The 17,355-nt window shown below is 64.1% G+C and carries 17 protein-coding genes; all 17 read right to left on the bottom strand.

The features are described from left to right. Nucleotides 1–31 precede the first annotated feature (31 nt). Nucleotides 32–1,234 (bottom strand): glycosyltransferase family 2 protein, encoded by a 1,203-nt coding sequence (locus RCH09_RS17265; RefSeq protein ID WP_326942383.1) that lies wholly within the window; start codon nucleotides 1,232–1,234, stop codon nucleotides 32–34. Further along, on the bottom strand, nucleotides 1,231–2,487 hold the full coding sequence (locus tag RCH09_RS17260; protein WP_326942381.1) for a glycosyltransferase: 1,257 nt from the start codon (nucleotides 2,485–2,487) through the stop codon (nucleotides 1,231–1,233). Before RCH09_RS17260 ends, RCH09_RS17265 begins: the two co-directional genes overlap by 4 nt. Further along, nucleotides 2,484–3,026 (bottom strand): serine O-acetyltransferase, encoded by a 543-nt coding sequence (locus RCH09_RS17255; protein WP_326942380.1) that lies wholly within the window; start codon nucleotides 3,024–3,026, stop codon nucleotides 2,484–2,486. The genes RCH09_RS17260 and RCH09_RS17255 overlap by 4 nt, the downstream gene beginning before the upstream one ends. Further along, nucleotides 3,016–4,068, bottom strand: coding sequence for an acyltransferase family protein (locus RCH09_RS17250; protein ID WP_326942379.1), 1,053 nt, complete (start codon nucleotides 4,066–4,068; stop codon nucleotides 3,016–3,018). Before RCH09_RS17250 ends, RCH09_RS17255 begins: the two co-directional genes overlap by 11 nt. Next, nucleotides 4,065–5,456: an O-antigen ligase family protein gene (locus RCH09_RS17245; protein ID WP_326942378.1), complete on the bottom strand. Its 1,392-nt coding sequence runs from the start codon at nucleotides 5,454–5,456 to the stop codon at nucleotides 4,065–4,067. The genes RCH09_RS17250 and RCH09_RS17245 overlap by 4 nt, the downstream gene beginning before the upstream one ends. 11 nt (nucleotides 5,457–5,467) lie before the next feature. After that, complete coding sequence (locus tag RCH09_RS17240; protein ID WP_326942377.1) at nucleotides 5,468–6,409, bottom strand: glycosyltransferase family 2 protein; 942 nt, start codon at nucleotides 6,407–6,409, stop codon at nucleotides 5,468–5,470. Continuing rightward, nucleotides 6,406–7,503, bottom strand: a complete 1,098-nt coding sequence (locus RCH09_RS17235) for a glycosyltransferase family 2 protein (RefSeq protein WP_326942376.1) — start codon at nucleotides 7,501–7,503, stop codon at nucleotides 6,406–6,408. The genes RCH09_RS17240 and RCH09_RS17235 overlap by 4 nt, the downstream gene beginning before the upstream one ends. Next, nucleotides 7,504–8,949 carry a lipopolysaccharide biosynthesis protein gene (locus RCH09_RS17230; protein ID WP_326942375.1) on the bottom strand — a complete coding sequence of 482 codons (1,446 nt, stop codon included), beginning with the start codon at nucleotides 8,947–8,949 and terminating at the stop codon, nucleotides 7,504–7,506. It abuts the gene before it with no gap. Further along, nucleotides 8,950–9,954, bottom strand: a complete 1,005-nt coding sequence (locus tag RCH09_RS17225) for a glycosyltransferase family A protein (RefSeq protein WP_326942374.1) — start codon at nucleotides 9,952–9,954, stop codon at nucleotides 8,950–8,952. Beyond that, entirely contained in the window at nucleotides 9,951–10,928 is a 978-nt protein-coding gene (locus RCH09_RS17220) for an acyltransferase family protein (RefSeq protein ID WP_326942373.1), read from the bottom strand. Before RCH09_RS17220 ends, RCH09_RS17225 begins: the two co-directional genes overlap by 4 nt. 8 nt (nucleotides 10,929–10,936) lie before the next feature. Beyond that, entirely contained in the window at nucleotides 10,937–11,851 is a 915-nt protein-coding gene (gene epsG / locus RCH09_RS17215; RefSeq protein WP_326942372.1) for a chain length determinant protein tyrosine kinase EpsG, read from the bottom strand. A gap of 31 nt (nucleotides 11,852–11,882) precedes the next feature. After that, on the bottom strand, nucleotides 11,883–13,304 hold the full coding sequence (epsF, locus tag RCH09_RS17210; protein ID WP_326942370.1) for a chain length determinant protein EpsF: 1,422 nt from the start codon (nucleotides 13,302–13,304) through the stop codon (nucleotides 11,883–11,885). Nucleotides 13,305–13,359: 55 nt separating this feature from the next. After that, nucleotides 13,360–14,136 (bottom strand): polysaccharide export protein EpsE, encoded by a 777-nt coding sequence (epsE, locus tag RCH09_RS17205; RefSeq protein ID WP_326942369.1) that lies wholly within the window; start codon nucleotides 14,134–14,136, stop codon nucleotides 13,360–13,362. Next, nucleotides 14,133–15,008, bottom strand: coding sequence for an EpsD family peptidyl-prolyl cis-trans isomerase (locus tag RCH09_RS17200; RefSeq protein WP_326942368.1), 876 nt, complete (start codon nucleotides 15,006–15,008; stop codon nucleotides 14,133–14,135). Before RCH09_RS17200 ends, epsE begins: the two co-directional genes overlap by 4 nt. Then, a complete protein-coding gene (locus RCH09_RS17195; RefSeq protein ID WP_326942367.1) occupies nucleotides 14,989–15,423 on the bottom strand; it encodes a hypothetical protein in 435 nt (144 codons plus the stop codon). Before RCH09_RS17195 ends, RCH09_RS17200 begins: the two co-directional genes overlap by 20 nt. A 151-nt stretch (nucleotides 15,424–15,574) precedes the next feature. Further along, nucleotides 15,575–16,993 carry an undecaprenyl-phosphate glucose phosphotransferase gene (locus RCH09_RS17190; RefSeq protein WP_326942366.1) on the bottom strand — a complete coding sequence of 473 codons (1,419 nt, stop codon included), beginning with the start codon at nucleotides 16,991–16,993 and terminating at the stop codon, nucleotides 15,575–15,577. Continuing rightward, nucleotides 16,983–17,258, bottom strand: a complete 276-nt coding sequence (locus tag RCH09_RS17185; protein ID WP_326942365.1) for a hypothetical protein — start codon at nucleotides 17,256–17,258, stop codon at nucleotides 16,983–16,985. Before RCH09_RS17185 ends, RCH09_RS17190 begins: the two co-directional genes overlap by 11 nt. Between the last annotated feature and the right edge of the window lie 97 nt (nucleotides 17,259–17,355).

The raw sequence follows: 17,355 nt of genomic DNA, 5'->3' as shown, positions 1-17,355 counted from the left end.
GGGCGGTTCCTTCTCGGTAAAGCGGTCATGGTCACGATGGATCGCGATCCGAGCGCACCCATTTCACCTGGCGGCGGATCACGAATTTCAGATACAACGGAATCTTGATCAGGGCATACATCGGCGCATACGCCAGTTCACGCCAGCTCAGGATGGCGCGCCCGAAGCGCAGCCAGGCGACCAGCACGGCACCGGCCAGCAGGAGCGGCCCGATCAGCGCCAGACCCCATGGCACGGCCACGCCGGTCCAGCCCCACAGCAGCGCGCCAATCGCACCCAGCGCCAGCGACAGCAACACCAGCAGCGCCAGCGGCGGCACGCACAGGTCCAGCGTCAACGCGCCGAGGCCGGCGTTGCCGGTGCATACAGCGTCGAACAGCAGACGCGGTCCGGCCCGCATCAGCATCGCCAGATGACCGTGTTCCCAGCGCGTACGCTGCGACTGCAAGCCGGGCGCACTGACCGGGAATTCACTGGTCACCAGCGCTTCGGGACAAAACAGCGGCGCGCGCCGCTCCCGTGCAAAGTCCAGTCCGAGGCGCAGGTCTTCCACCAGATCGGCACTGGCCAGTTCGGCCTCGTCGATCAAGGCCCACGGAAATGCCATGCCGCTGCCCATCAGCTGGCATGGCAGGCCGAGCCGCTGCAGGCCAAGTGCACGGGCACGGTTTTTCACGGCCCAGGCGAATTCGGCGATGCGGGTCTTGAGGCCGCTACCCGCCGGCGCCCGCATCAGATACAACGCCTGCACCGGCCGCTGCGACGCGCTGCAGCAGGATGCCAGCCGTGCCAACGCGTGTGGCGCCAGCAGGCAGTCGGCATCGACCACGATCACCATTGCCGGTGGGTCGAGCGCCAGCTGACGCACGCCGGCATCGAGTGCATAGCCTTTGCCGCGGCGCAGATCGTCATGCCGCACCAGCACCTCGGCGCCGGCGTGACGCGCCTGCGCGGCGGTGTCGTCGCTGCAGTTGTCGGCCACTACCAGCAGCCGGTCGCCACTTTGCAGCTGGGACTGGATCGATGCCAGCGTGGCGAGAATGCCGCTGCCCTCGTCATGCGCCGGCACCAGCACCGCCAGCGCCGGGCGCGCTACATGCGGCAAGCGTGGCGCGGTGCGGCTGCGCGCCGCGAACAGGGCCAAGCCGATTTCCAGTACGAACACGCAGACCGGCAAGGCCAGCAGCGCCAGCAGCACGACGAACAGGGCCTGTGCCAGCCAGAGCGCGCTCATCGCGCACCTTCGGCGACATTGGCCAGCGTTCTTGCCGAGGCAACGCCAGGCGTCACCTCGGCGCGAAACAGATGGCCCAGCTTGGCTGCTTCGACATCGATCGCGTGCCGTTCCAGCACGCGTTCGTAGGCGGCCTGCCCCATCTCTGCCAGCAGCTCGGGCGGCGCGGCCAGCATCTGCTCCAGCGCCTCCACCAGTGCATCGACGTCACCGGCGGCAAACAGCCAGCCTTCCCGGCCCGGCCGCACCAGCTCCGGAATCCCGGCGACGTAGGTAGTCAGCACGGGCCGGCGCAACGCCATCGCTTCCATGATCACGACCGGCAGGCCCTCGGCGAAACTCGGCAGCACCAGCGCCCGCGCTGCGAGAATTTCGGCGCGCACGCGGTCGCTGCCGATCCAGCCGGTAATGACGACGTGCGACTGCAAGCCGTACAAGGCAATCAGCGACTCCAGCTGGCCGCGCATCTCGCCGTCGCCGGCCAGCACCAGCTCGACCGGGATGCCGTTGCGCACCAGCCGGCTCACTGCGGTGACCAGCAGCAATTGCCCTTTCTGTTCGCACAGGCGTCCGACGCAGACGATGCGCGGCGCACGTGGCGGCGGCACCGCCGCACCGGCGTGGAAGGCCGGCTCGAGTCCGCAATGCACCACCTGCACCTTGGGCCAGTCGCGGTAACCGATCCAGCGGTACAACTGGCTGCGGCCATACGAACTGATGGCGACGACAAACGCGGCACGCCGGATTTTTTCGGCCAGATGCAGGAATTCCGGCTGATCGAACTCTTCCGGACCATGCACGGTGAAGCTGTAGGGCGGACCGCCGAGCGCCTCGGCCAGCATCGCCACTTCGGCCGAATTGGTGCCGAAATGGGCATGCAGATGGCGCACGCCGGCCTGCTGCATCCACGGAACGATGCGGCACGCCTCGGCCAGATAAATCAGGTGCACCGGCCACGGCCGGGCGGCGCGGCGGCCCATGCGCAAAGCCAGCCCGACGGCACTGATCAGGCGCAGCGGCGCCGTGATCAGCTGGCGCAGCACGGCCAGCGGCAGGGTCGCCGCACCGCCTTGCAGGACATACCGGGTGTGCTCGCGTTCACGCTCATCTTCGGGATCGGCCAAGTGGTCGTTCCAGCCGCGCACGGCGATGCGTTCGATCTCGAAACCCTGCCGTTCGAGCGCAAGAATTTCACGCCGGATGAAACTGTGGCTGACCTTCGGGTACTGGTTGACGAGGTAAGCAATTTTCATCGGGAAGATCCTGAATCTGAGAGTTCGGCAGCAGGCAGGATCACCCGCGCCGGTGCGCCCACGGCGGTGGCGCCATCGGGCACATCGCACAACACCACCGCCATCGCGCCGATGCGGCAGCCGTGCCCGATGCGGATTCCGCCCAGCAGTTGGGCGTAGGCGCCGACGTCGACATCGTCGCCCAGCACCGGCACCGGGCCGCCTTCGGAGCGGTTGCCAATCGTCACGCCTTGGCGCAGCGTGCAGTTGGCGCCGATGACCGTGTCGGGATGCAGAAAAATGCCGCCGAAGTGCCAGATCCGCAAACCCGGTCCGATCTGCGCGGCCTTCGGCAGGCTCACGCCGACCATGGTTTCCACCAGCCGAAACAGCAACCAGTAAGCGCGCGTCAGCACGCGTTGCGCCAGTCCCGGGGCGCGCCGGTCGAGGCGCCTGCCGAAGCGGTAAGTCCAGACCGCCCAGATCGACTGCTCCTGCAGGAAAGGGTGGGCCATGCCGTAGCGTTGCAGATCTGCCTGCCAGTCCGAATCATTTGACATGCTTGTCTCCGTTGCGCTGTGCTGATGCCGGCCAGCGCGGCAAGCTGCCGGCGGCCAGGGTGCGTCCGAACGCGATGAACCAGCGCTCGAAATGATGGGTAGAAAAATGCGCCAGTGCGAACAGCATCAGCAGCAGCAGCGGTAGCTTGGCATATTTTTCGGCGATGTCGCCGGAGCCAAACCACGAGGCGCCCAGCAACGGATGAATCACATACAGCGCATACGAAATCGCCGCCAGATACAGCAGCACCCGGTTGTCCAGCCGCTTGGCCATGCCGGTGTGCGGCGCGAGCACCGTGGCGCCAACCAGCAACGCGGCGAAATAGGGTCGCAGGTAATTGAGCCACTGTCCCTGCGGCATGCACGACACCACCAGCAGCGCCAGCAGCGGCCACTGCGGCAGCCGCGCCAGCCATGCCCGCAGGGTGTGGCCGGCATGGCCATGCACCAGCAGCGCGAGGGTGCATCCGGCCAGGATTTCATCGACGCGGTAATAGCTGATGTCCGAGGCATAAATGCCATACCACGCACGCAGCGCGGAAAACAGCAAGGCCAGCACCGGCAGCAGCCACAAGCCACGCAGGCGCAGCAGCGCCACCAGCAGCGCGATGCCGACATAAAATTGCATCTCCAGGCACAGGCTCCAGATGTGCAGCGTCAGCGGCACCAGGTCGCGCGGCGGGAGATTGGCAAAGAACAAAAAATGCGCCAGCCACACCATGGCCGAGACACCGGTCAGGCCGAGCGCCACGGCCATGTACAACCAGGCCAGCGGCACGATCCGGAAGAAGCGCCGGATCAGGAACCGCAGCACGTTCTGGTCGCGCAGCAGCAACGAGGTGATCAGAAATCCCGAGAGTGTAAAAAACAGGACCATGCCGAGGATGCCGGCGCTGTAGTTCAGTGTCCACGCCTTCGGCCCGAGCGGCAGCAGATGCGCCGCCAGCACGAGCAGGATGCTCAGGCCGCGCCAGCCATCGAGGGCCGGTAAGTGCGCGCCATGGCCGTCGACGGCTGGCGCGAGCGTGGACTGCGCAGTCATCGATCACCTTGCGCGGTCGGCTGGGCCGGCTGCGCATGCGCCAGCATCGCGCAGCCGGAGCCAGCCACGAACCAGAAATACCAGTTGAACGCGAGGTAGGCGCCCATGTTGTCGGATGCCGACACCATCAGGTACTGCACCACCATCGCCAGCAGCATGAAACCGCACAACCGGTTGACCGGCAGCAGGCCCTTGAGTATCCAGAGCAGCCGCCCGTACAGCCATAAATAGGCGAGCAGGCCGAGCGCGCCGAGTTCGAACAGCCACTGCACGTACAGGTTATGCGCGCCGAAATTGGTCTTGCCGGCCAGGGGGAAAAAGGTCGGCGAAAAATGGGCGAACGAATCCATGCCGTAGCCGAACAGATAATGCGACGGCCGCATCCACTCCAGTCCCGAGCGCCAGATATACAGCCGCCAGGCAAACGAATTCAATTTCGCGTATTGCACCACTTCATTGCCGCTGCCGAGTTCCAGCACGCGATCACGCACGTCGGGAATCAGCATCGCCACCACCGGCAGCAGTGCCATGAGCCACAGGAAACGCCGTTCGAACAACAGGCCGTAGGCGAAGAACAGGCCGAAGCAGGCCATCCAGGCGCTGCGGGTTTGCGTCAGCAGCAACATCACCATCAGCAGCAGCAGGTAGGCACTGAGGCCGACGCGTTGCGCGCCGGACAGCTTGTAGGTGGCGCTCTTGAGCACATAGAAACCCAGCGTCACGACCAGCGTCAGATAAAACGCGTAGATGTTGGGATGGGCAAAGGTGCTTTGCAGGCGTGCGCCGTTGGGTCCGTGCACGCCGCCCTGGACCGCGATGCTGCCGATGCCGTACAGCAGCGGCAACACCGACGACCACAGCACGATGCGCACGCAGCGCTTGAAATCCTCGGGCGTACGGACCACGTAAAACGCCGTCACGAACACCGCGAAATACGACACTTGCGCCAGATACAGGCGCACCGCATTGCCCTTCTCCGGCGCCAGCGCCACGCCGACCATGCCGAGCAGAATGAATGGCAGCCAGATCACGGCCAACTTCTTCGGCAGCAGCTTCGGCTTTTCGATCACCAGCAGCAGCGCGATCAGAATCACCGCCACATTGACCAGGCCACCGACGCCGATCTGCATGCCGCCCAGCGCGACCTTGGTGGTGTCGAAGAAGACATCGCCCGACGCGCGCAGCAACAGGATCACGGTCAGCAACAGCACGCGGCTGTACAACAGCAGCATGCCCAGCAGCAGCACCGCAGGCAGGACCATCGCCTTGGTCGGACTGCCTTCGACGCCGTTGACGAACAGCGGCACCACCAGCCCGATCAACAGGGCGAACAGCGCAATCATCAGCGGGCCGGTCTGGCGTCGCGTTGGCAGGGAAAGTCGCAGCATCGTCATCTCCCTCAGACGCGCCGGCGTGCGGCCAGCCGTTGTGCCAGCCGGCGTTTCAGGGAACGCGCAATCAGCCGCGCGCATTCGACCAGTTCGTCGCCCGTAGCGCCGCTGCGCACGCGCGCGCGGCCCATGGCAAGCGTGTCGGCGACACTGCCGCTGCCGGCGAACAGCGCCATGAAGAAGCCGAATGCGCGACGTTGCAACGGTGCAGCGAGCCCCGCGTAATCGGCGGCGAACTTGGCCAGGATGCGGCGATGCCCCTGGATCACCGAGCCCGGGTTGGTGGAAATGCGAACCGTATCGGTGACACTTTGCAGATAGCGCACCAGATAGCCACGTTCGCAATGCACCGAGCGGTGGCGACACAGCCGGATGAACAGGTCCCAGTCCTGACAGCTGCGAAAGGCTTCATCGAGTCCGCCGGCTTCGACCAGCAGCTCGCGCCGCACCACCAGGTTGGAAAACGAGCCGATGAAATTCGACACGAGCATTTCTTCGAAACAGTCGCCGTCGATCTCGGGATGGATGCGCAAGGTCTCGGCGCCGTCGTCGTCGACGCAGGTCAGCCAGGTGTAGCTCAGGCCGCAATGCGGGCCGAGCCGGCGCAGGCCGTCGATCTGGCGCGCCAGCTTGTCGGGCAACCACAGATCGTCGCTGTCGAGAAAGGCGATGAACTCACCGCGCGCCTGCCGGATACCGGTATTGCGGGCCACCGCGCCACCCTGGTTGGTCGGCAGCGCGACGTAGCTCACGCGCGGGTCGGTATACGCGGCCACGCGCTGTTGGGTGTCGTCGCCCGAGGCATCGTCGACCACGATGATTTCGAAGTCACCCAAGGTCTGTGCCAGCACGCTGTCGATCGAGGCGGCGATGCAGTAGCCGCGGTTGTAGGTCGGAATCACGACACTAACCAGCGGCGTGAAATCATCGACGTGCTGTGCGCCGCTCATCGCAACCGTCCCGATGGACTCAGTTGCAGGATTGGCTGCTTTTGCAGGCCGCGCAGCAGCCACGAGCGCACCGTGCGCGACTCGGCCGGGCGGACCTGATAGAGCGAGGCGAACAGGCCGTAGCGCACTGCCATCGAGAGCCGGTCGCGGCGCGCCAGGACCCGGCGAAAGGCCAGTTCACGCGCCCGCTCGGGACCGGCCGGCACCAGCTTGCGCAGGGTCGTTTCAAGGAGCGCGTATTGCGCCGAAAAATCGCTGCTGCCTTCGATATCGAACAGGCGTTCGCCATGGTTGCAAAATGGTGCCGGATCGCAGCGCTCGATGCCGTGCATCAGCGCAATCGATTCCGCCAGCGAGCGCGAAATGTCCAGCGCCACCTGCATCTGCGCGTGGTGTTTGGTGGCGCCCACATTGGCGCCATGCCAGCGGTACTGGATCAGCTTGCGATCCAGATTGATGCAAGGCGCCAGCAACGCCAGCTGGCCAAACAGAAAATAGTCTTCCGCCAGCGACGGCACCTGCAAGCGCCGCTGCGGCGGCAGCACGCCGATGAAGTCGTCGCCGTAGCGCACCGGCAGTCCGCTGGCTGCACCGATGCGTTGCAACGCATCCAGCCGCAGTGCCGCCGCCGGGTGACAGACCGGGGTGCGGAACAGCGCGCCGGCAATGATACCATTCGGCCCGGTCGGCATGTCGATCTGGCCGATGGTGTTGCCCTTCGCATCGATCACGTCGCCGAGGGAGCCGACCACCACCAGCGCAGCATCGGCCTCGAAGGCGGCGGCCAGTTCGGCCATGCGTTCCGGCAGCGAGACATCATCGGCATCCTGGCGCAAGACGTACTTGCAGTCGCACAGGTCAAGGCCGCAGTTGAGCAGGCCGGACAGGCCACGGGCCTCCGGAAACGGCCGCACGATGATGCGCGGATCGCGTTCGGCATACGCCTCGGCCAGCGCCACGCTGCCATCGGTGGAGCCATGGTCGAGCACGATCAGGCGCCAGTCGTGGAAGGTTTGCGCGATGATGCTGTCGATCGCTTCGGCCAGGAATGCCATGCCGTCTTTTACCGGCAGCAATACGTCGAATGTGGCCATTTACGCCTCAACTTTCTTTTGAAAACCCAGCAACGAGCGCAGGCTCAGCAGCTGTGGGCGTAGCAGAACCAGGCTGGCGGTGCCATACACAAGGACGCCGATCACCACCTGGACCAGCAGCAACAACCATTCGTGCGGCGTGGCCTGCGCCACCAGCGGGCCACTCAGGCGCAACACGCCCACCATCAGCAGCGCCGCGCCAATCGATGGCGTAATGCAGCCCATCAGCGTGCCAAAACGGATATGGATCAGGCGGGTGCTGAAATACAGCGCCGGCAGCGCATTGACCAGGCTGGCCGCCAGATACGCCGCCGCCACGCCTTCGATGCCCCATTGCGCGCCGACCACCACCGCACCGACCTGCAGCACCGCGCCGACCAGGCCGAGGCGCAGCATCAGCCCGGTGCTGCCGCGCGCCATCAGCACGGTGCCGGTACTGCTGACCAGCGATTGAATGAAGCCAACCGGCGCCAGCCAGCCCAGCAAGGCGACCGACGCTTGCCAGCTGGCCCCCAGCATCACATGCACGAACGGCTCGCGCAGCGCAAACAGGCCGGCCATCAACGGCGCGGTCAGGAAGGCGATGAAGCCGAGCGAACGCAGGTACAGATTGGCCACTTCCGTGACCGAGCCCTGGCTGCGGCTCATGACCGGAAACAGCACCCGCGCCACCACATACGTCATGTTCTGCAGCGGGAACAGCATCAGCCGGTACGCCATCGAATAGGCTCCCAGTACGGCCGCGCCGAGGATGCGGCCGACCACCATGCTGTCGGCATTGCGCGAGATGTACAGCACCACGTTGAACATCGACAGGTTGCCGCTGAAACGCGCGATCGATTTGAACTCGGCGCGATTCCAGTGACGCAGCGGTCGAAAGGTCGAACGCAGCACGATGATGGCGCTGGTGACCAGCGTGGCGACAATCATCTGCGCCACCAGGCTGAACACGCCGGCGCCGCGCCAGGCCAACAGCAGCGCCGCGCCCAGTCCGGCCAGCGAGGCCACCACTTCAGCGCCGGCGACCACCGAGAACTTCGACTCGCGTTCCAGCAGCGCCTGATGCACCACACTCGCGCCGGTCAGCGGAAACACGATCGCCAGCATGCACAGCACGGTCGCCAGTTGCGGTTCATGGAAGATGTGCGCGGTGATTGGCGCGGCGCAGATGATCGCCACGCCAATCAGCAAGCCCAGCGCGAGGTTGGTCCAGTAGACCGTGCTGGCCATCGTGGGCGACACGTCCCTCGATTGAATCAGCGCAGCGGCCGTGCCCATGTCGCGAAACAGATAGGCCATGTTGGTGACGATCGCTGCCAGCGCCATCAGGCCATAGGCGTCCGGTGACAGCAGTCGCGCCAGCACGGTCATGCTGACCAGCTGCGACACCACCCGCGCACCTTGCGATAACAAGACCCAGCGTGTATTGGAAAAGTTTGACGCCATTTATCGTTGTCCTGTCTTTGATTGCATGCGTTGTCTGCGCCAGCCGGACACGCGCAACAGCAAGCCCGGCGGGGCGGTCATTTCAACCAGCTGGCGCAGCCCGGGCAAGCGGCCCAGCGTCAGCAGATGACGGCCGAGCGCGCGGTAGTCGGGCCGGTCGCCAATCGATTTGCAGATCGCCAGATAGCCGGCCAGCAGCGCATAAAAGCGTCGCACCATGAGCGCCTCGATCGGCGCCAGCGTGGCGCGCTGTTGCCGACACTGCGTCGCCAGCGTGGCCAGCGTTTGCAGGTAACCGGCGGCATGCCGGCCGGACTTGCGCTGGGTCATGGTCGACTGCGCGCGCACGCGGCGATCAAAAAAACCCCGGTCGGTGCAGACCGAGGCACCGGCGGCGCAAGCCAGTAGCGTGATGATTTCTTCGTCCTCGTGCACGATCGGCTTGAAGGCCAGTGCACCCTCGCCCCACAGGCTGCGGCGCGACAGGTACAGGCACGGGCTGGCAAAACAGGTGCCGCGCGCAAGCAGGGCGCCGGCCGCAGCCACGCCATCGGCGAATTCACCATCGAGCTTGCGGCGATACGCCGGCAGGTAGTCGGTGTTGCAACCGGCGTCGACGAAGGATTCTCCGGAAAAGTACACGATGTCGAGCTCGGGCCGACGGCCCAGCAGGTCTTGCATCACCGCGACAAAATCCTGCATCAGCAAATCGTCGGCATCAAAAAAATACACGTAGTCGCCGCTGGCCAGATCGAGCGCCAGGTTCCTGGCACGCCCCTGCCCGCCATTGTCGACGTGCACCACGCGTATCGATGGGTGCTGCCGATAGCGGTCGAGAATGGCAGCGGTGCCATCGGTGCTGCCATCGTCGACGACGATGATCTCGTGAAATGGCGCGCTTTGCGCCAGCAGCGAATCAAGCGCGTCGGCTACGTAATACTCCACGTTATACGCCGGCACGATTGCGCTGATGCTGGTTGGTGGCATGGTGTCGTGGTCTCTCATGTGGCCGCCCGGATGGCTGGACGACGGCCCAGAAACAACTGCGCCGCCAGTGGCCAGGCGCACAGCAGACGATGCATCAGCCAACACGCGACGAGCGCGCCGGCGATGCGCGGCAGGGCCTGCGTGATGCCGAATTGCTTGGCCATCATCAGCTGCACGAACTGATGCAAAAACATGATCGTCATCGACGCGCCGCCGAGTACGGCCAGCGTGCGTCCGGCCATGGTGGCCTGCAACCGCTGGGCCAGCACCGCCAGTAGCGCCACCACGGCCAGCGCGCTGACCAGCGTGACAATCGGCAGACCGTAATCGCCTGCCTTCATGTCCATCGTATTGCCAACGCCGCCCACGTTGAGCAGCACTGCGCCGAGCGTCAGCGCAATCCAAAGCGGCGTCCAGCGTGCCAGCGCAACGTCGCGCACGGCATAGCCGAGCAGGTACAGTGGCGCCGCAAACAGCACGACATCGGCGGCCAGCGGCAGCGCCCAGTCTGGCCACAGCCAAGCGGTCAACCAGGCCGTTGCCAGCATCACGCCGCACACGCCGGCACAGACTGGCAGCGTAAAGCGGCGCAACAGAAAATGCGACAGCTGCTGCGTCAGGAAATAGCAGGTAACGAACCACAACACACCGGCAAAGCCGGTCAGCATTTGACCGCCATACAGCATCGGCTCGACCAGCACTGGCCAACTCCAGCGCGCGGCCGGATCGGCGACCGACATCATGACTTCAAGCGGCCACAGAATCACGAGGAAGCAGACATACGGCAGCAGCAGGCTGCGCGCCTTGGCCTTCAGGTAGTCCCGTTGCGGCGTGACAGGATCATGCAGCCAGCCACCCAACAGGAAGAACAGCGGCATATGGAACATGAAGATCTGCGCCGCCAGGGCACGGTTGAAGGTGACGTGTCCAACCACCACCGCAACAATCCCGAGGCCGCGCAACACGTCGATCCATGCCAGGCGCTTGTTCACGCGTGCAATCAAAACTCGTTGAGAACCGAGCCAAGTACGGCAATGCCGGCCTGCCCCATCGACGCCGCCAGCTGCGTCACCGCACCGAGCGCAGTGACATCCTTGCGCGCCAGCACCAGCGCCGCCCCGGCACTGGCGGCAACGCTGCGGGCGTCAACGCATTCGGTCGCTGGCGGCGTATCGATCAGCACTACATCGTAGTTGCGCGCCAGCTCCTGCAGCAGCTGCCCGAATGCCGGGCGGGCCAGCAATTCGGCCGGATTCGGTGGCGCGGTCCCGGCGCTGAGCACCGACAGATCGACCAGCCCGTCAATGCGCGCGATAGTGGCCTGGCCGGCGCGTCCCGACAACAGCGCCGACAGGCCCATGCTGTTGGATTGGCCGAACAACGCATGCTGGCGCGGCTGGCGCAAATCGGCGTCGATCAGCAGCGTGCGCTGGCCGAGTTGCGAAAACGTGATCGCCAGATTGGCGGCGAGATAGCTGCGGCCTTCGTGGCGGTGCGCGCTGGTGATGGCCAGGGCATGCTGCCCCGGCCGACCGAACCAGCGCTGCATCAGCTCGGAACGCAGTACCCGCATGGTTTCGGCTTGCGCGCCAAATGGCTGGTAAGCCAGCACCAGCTCCTGGCTGAGCAGGCTGGTGCCCTGCAGCAGATAGGGAAAATCAAACTGCCGCGCCAGCCCCAGCTCGACATCCGCCGAGGTCAGCAGACCAAGGCTGATGGCGGCCTGGCCAAAGCTCTGGCCGTGCTCGCGCTGGCGTCGCAGAATCTGTTCGGTGGCATTCGCGTCCAGCCGCCCGGCAGCGACGAGAATCGCGCCCAGCGAACGCTGTCCGGAGCGTTGATTCGGGCCGTCGAGCAGATCATCGGTCAGACCGGAAGTGCCGGTGGCACGGAAAGGCGTGTCGTTGGTATTCATCGTTGTCCCGCTTAAGTGGGTTGGAGGCGTGCTACTGCCCCTGAAGTCGGGTGGCGCCATCGGCATGGCCAGCAAGGGCCGGCGTGCCAATGGCGTGCAGGCGCGCACCGGCGGCGCGCTTGAGTATCGCAAGCACCGGCAAGCCGGCCACGTCGCGCAAATCCTGCGCAGAACGCACACGTCGGTCGGACAGTTCCAGCAGGAAAGCGCCGCCCATGCCAAGCATGATGCCGGCCACCAAACCGATCAGCGCGTTGAGCAGGTACTTCGGACCGAATGCCTTGAGCGATGCGAGTGCGGGCGTCAGCACCGCCACATCGGACTCCTTGGCCTGGGCGTCGATGTTGGTCAGGGTCAGCCGCTGGGCCACGGTGTCGTAGGCTTTCTGGGCGCTGTCGACATCCTTGCTCAGCAGCGCCAGTTCGTCGCGCGCCCGGTTGAGTCGCAGCACTTTTTCTTTCTGGCCCTGCAGTGCGGCATTGGCTTCGCCACCGCGCTGCTGCAGGATCACGGCATTGGCGCTGACCGCACTGGAGGCTTGCCGGGTTTGCGCATTGAGCTCGGCGCGCAGTTTGTCGACCTCGGCCTTGGCCGCTTCATACTGCGGATGATTGACGTCGAGGCGTCCTGAAATCTCGGTAAATTTGGCTTCGGCCGTGCCCAGTCCCAGCTTCAGGTTCTGGATCAGCGGGTTGTTGGCCACGTCCGGCGACTGCGCCGCACTGCCCTGCGCCGAACGCTGGCGCGCCGTGGCTTCCTGCGACTGGCCCTGCGCCAGAACCGCCTGCGCCGACAGCTCGTTCAAACGCACCGATTCGACATCCATGCTCTTGTCGGTGCTGACGATGCCATTGTCCTGCTGATACTTCGAGAGTCGCCGCTGCGCCGTGTCGAGCGCGTCACGCGAGAGCTTGACCTGCTCATTGAAATATACCGAGGTGCGCTGCGACGGCTCGATCTTGAGCTGGATCGCAGTCTGCTGATAGGCGGTGGCAAAGGCGTTGGCCACGTTGGCAGCCATCTGCGGCTGATATCCAATGTAGTTAATCTGCAGCACGCTGCTGGTGGCGGCGGGCTTGACGTCGAGCTTGGCCAGCAGGCCGGCGGCGACCCAGTCGCGTACGTTGCCCTCGCCATCGGTGGCTTCCATGAAACGCTCCTTGACCAGCGGCCCGTCGGCCAGCTTGAGCGCATCGACCACCTTCAGGGCCACGCGCATGCTGTCGACGATTTCGATCTGGGTGTCCATATAGCCAGGCAACAGCTGCGACGCCATGGCCTGTCCGGTCACCGGGTCGCTGCCCTTGTAGTTGAGCACCAGCGAGGTGGTTGCCTTGTAGGTCTTGGGCATGATCAGGCTCACCCCGATCGCCGCCGCCACGGTCAGCAGCGGTGCGAACACAACAATGCGCCAGTGCGCGCGCAGGATCAGTATTATCTGGGTCAAATTCATGGGGCAACCTTTCGTGTCCGTTGCATGAAACAGGTGGCCCGCATCAAAACAGGCTCTATTTCACGGTGATGACGTCGTCGATCTGGACCACATCTTCCTGTTTGGCTGCGCGTTCGGTGACATTGCCGGCGCTGTCGCGGTGCTTGATGCGCATGCCGCGTTCGGTGCCGCGCGGCGTCAGTCCGCCGCCGACCGACAGCACCTGCTGCACCGTCATGTTGCGTTCGAGCCGGTACGCGCCGGGCTTCTGGACTTCACCGTAGATATAGAAGCGCGGTGCGCGCTCGACGTACACCACATCGCCGGTGATCAGGTCGAGATTCTGGTTCAGGTCGCCCGAGCGCATGACTTCGGGCAGATCGACCACTTCCTTGGTCTTGACGCCATCGCGCTTGCGGATCAGGTAGACCACGTCGCCGCCATCGGGGAGCACGCCGCCGGCCAGTGCCAGCACATCGATCAGTCCGGGTTTGCCATCGACCGGGTAGCGGCCCGGCTTGGTCACTTGCCCGAGCACCGAGACCAGCTGACTCTGCTGGGTCGTGACCAGGATGTTGACTTGCGCCTTGCGCACGAAGCCGCCAGCGGCCAGCAGGCCGGCCAGTTTGGTTTCGGCCGCCGAGACGGTCATGCCGCCGACGGTGACTTGTCCGAGCAGCGGAAAGGTGATGGTGCCAGCCTGCGTAATCCGGGTTTCCAGCGCCAGATCAGGATTGGCGTAGACGGAAATTTTCACGACGTCGCTGGGCCCGAGCATCACATCCTCGGCATTGGCGAGGCCGCATGCACTGGCAATCAGCAGTGCGAACAGTCCGATCATTATCTTTTTCATTGTTTCTCCATGGGTGTCGAGTGCGGCGCCGCAAGCGGGTTGGCTGCAATGCCTTGCGGCTGGTTGAAATAGGCGATCCTGGCCAACGCTCTGAGGCGTTTGATTTCCAGATCGTCGGCCTGCTTGCGCCGCGTATTGCGCAAGAAGGCATCGATTTGCGGTGCGGCCGTGGCAGCCGTCACCGGATCGGAGGTGACATCCTGCAAGGCATCGACCATCGTCCTGGCGCCGGCGGCGACCACGAACAGCTGATGTCGTCGCATGCTTTTCAACTGGACAATCAGTTCCGGCGCCAGTTCGGTGCTGTTGCGCGACAACTGGGCCCGCTCGTACGGTATCCGGTGCGCGTCCAGCCATTTCGCGACCTGTTCGATGGATCTGGCGCGATCAATCTGCTGCTTCATCTGCGGCGTAAAGTCTTTTGTGTCAACAATCAACTGCTTGATATAAAACAATTTGCGTCGCGCGAACAATTCCGGATGCGCGGCAAAATACGCGTCAATCTCGGAGCGGGTTGGCGCGGCCAGGCCGCTTGCCTTGCTTTGCAGCCATGCCTGGGCCAGGATGTCGGCCTTGGCACGTTCGATCGCCCGCATCACCAACGGATCGCGATCAAGCCGGTTGCGAATCGCCTCGTCCTGCAACACCTGGCTGTCGATCAAGGCTTCCAGCTTCGGCCTGTCCGCCAACGCAAGGGCACTACCGGCCAATCGCTGTGGGTCAGGCGGCGCCAGCAGGCTGATGTCGATTCCGTTTACGGTTGCCAACGCCACCGGCCGCGCCGAATTGGCATCGGCACCGGCCGATTTGCCGCAGCCGCTCAGCGCTACTGCGGCCAGCACGGCCAGCGCACTAACCGTGCGCAGGTGCATGATGATCACGCTCCAGCAAGGTCTTTGACGGACGCAGCGCAAAGCCCTGCTGCCGTGGCCTGCCGAGATAGATCAGGCTGCCCAGCAGCAGCAGCAGGATCGCACCCAGCGACGGTTGCGGCCGTGCCGCGACCAGCAGCCCGTAGCGTGACCCGGCCGTCGCCGGCATGACTGCGGCTGCAGTCGCCAGTGCCGAGTAAGCGCCGCTGGCCAGCGAGGCAAACGAGCCGGCAGTTTGTCCAGGTTGTTCAGGGGCGGTCGGCGCCAGCAGCGTGACAGCCTGATCCGAGGATGCAGCGGTAACCACGACAGTTCGCGCGAATTCGCCCGAGGGTTGCGCAAGGGTGATGACAGGCACGCCAGCACTTGCGCTGACGGCGGCGCCAAGCAGCATTGCCGCCAGGGTGATTTGCATTGTTCTCATTGCAACCTTTCGTTGGTGCTTCTGATACTTTCTGGAGCGTCGGATGGCATCGGCCAGTACATTGCACCGGCTGTCATCGACGTACTTTCTGTCTCCGCGCGCCCTGTTATCCGGCTTTTTCAGGCGCTTTGAATGGGGTGTTCTAGTAAGCGTTATCGCGCTTCAATACCACTTTGACGGTGCGCAGGATGATCCACAGATCCAGCGCCAGCGACCAGCTGCGCAGGTAATCCAGATCGAACTCCACCCGCGCCGCCATCTTGTCGAGCGTGTCGGTCTCGCCGCGCAAGCCGTTGACCTGGGCCCAGCCGGTAATGCCCGGCTTGACCTTGTGACGCAGCATGTAACCCTTGATCAAACCGCGGTATTGCTCGTTGTGCGCCACTGCGTGCGGGCGCGGTCCAACGATGCTCATGCTGCCCTCCAGCACGTTGATGAACTGCGGCAATTCATCCAGCGAAGTGCGGCGCAGTACGGCGCCCAGCCGGGTCACCCGCATGTCATCCTTGCGCGCCTGGGTAACGCGGGCGCCGTCCTCGGTCACCGCCATGGAGCGAAATTTATAGACCACGATCTCGTCGCCATTCAGGCCATAGCGGCGCTGGCGAAAAATCACCGGTCCCGGCGAGGTGCACTTGACCGCGATGGCAATGCCAATCATGAACGGCGCCAGCAACAGCAGAATGACGCAGGCCAACAGAATGTCGCTGCTGCGCTTGACCAGACTGTTGATGCCCGAAAACGGTGTCTCACGAATCGCCACGACCGGCATGCCGCCGACTTCATCAAAGCGCGCCTGCATCAGATCGAAGGTGTAGATGTCCGGCAAAAAATAAATCGATGCGGTCGTATCCTGCAACTCGTCGAGCAATTGACGCACGCGCGGCTGCGCCGACATCGGCTGACTGATGAAGATCACATTGATGCCCTGTTCACGCACGTAATCAGCGATATCGGCCATCTTGCCCAACAGCGCCACTGCCGGCGCACTTGCAGCGTCCGGGCTGTCGCGCCGTGCGCCGCGGTCATCGAAGAAGCCGCGCACTTCCATCATGTGATGCGGTGACTCGCCGATGCGCCGCGCCAGCTTCAATCCGGTTTCATTCAGGCCGACGATGACCACCGAGCGTGGCTGGCCGCCGCGATGCAGATCGGAGGCGATCTTGCGCAAGGCCAGATGACCGCCCAGCAGCACGAACGGGGTGAGAATGAACCACCACAGGATGACGTTCTCTGCGTATTGGTAGCCGTAGCCGGTGGCATAGCCGATCAGGACGATGATCGCGACAAAAATCGCCCAGCCAAAAAACACATCGCGTGCAAAAGCCATCAGCCGGCCGCCGCGCCAGTTGCGCGATGCATCGACCTGCTCGTACAGCCATGCCGACACGAAAAAGGCAATGATCGCCAGCACCATGTAGTTGCCGGTGAATGGCTCGCCCATCACACGCGTGAGCACGAACAGGGTGCCGAGAATGACCAGCGGATCAAGTGCCCGCTTGAAAAATGAAAACACCGGGATGTCACCAACCGTGGTGACTTGCATCCGCTCAGAATTCATAACGCGTTGCCAGCAGCACGCCACTGCCTGGATAGCTGTTGCCAGCCAGCGTGGAACTGCGATCGCCGTGATAGGCCTGCGCCACCAGTTGCAACTCCGGCGTCGGCTTGTACGTCATTTTGATTTCGGCGCGCCGGACGGTGTCCTTTCGTTCGCCCTGCACCGACGGAATCACTGCGGCGCCGCTGTAGTCGCTGGTCTCGCGTTTCAACTGACCTTCCAGACGAATCTTGTCGGTGACATCCCAGGTCGAGCCCAGGCTCAACCCATTTCGTTATACACAAGTCACCCTCAGACTCTCACCTCGCGCCAATTCCCGTTTACATTCAATGAGTTAGCGCCCCGCTTGTAAACTGCTACGA

The sequence above is a fragment of the Actimicrobium sp. GrIS 1.19 genome (genome assembly GCF_035984655.1).
In the GTDB taxonomy this organism is placed as follows: domain Bacteria; phylum Pseudomonadota; class Gammaproteobacteria; order Burkholderiales; family Burkholderiaceae_D; genus Actimicrobium.
This window is presented reverse-complemented; position numbering and strand designations above follow the sequence as displayed.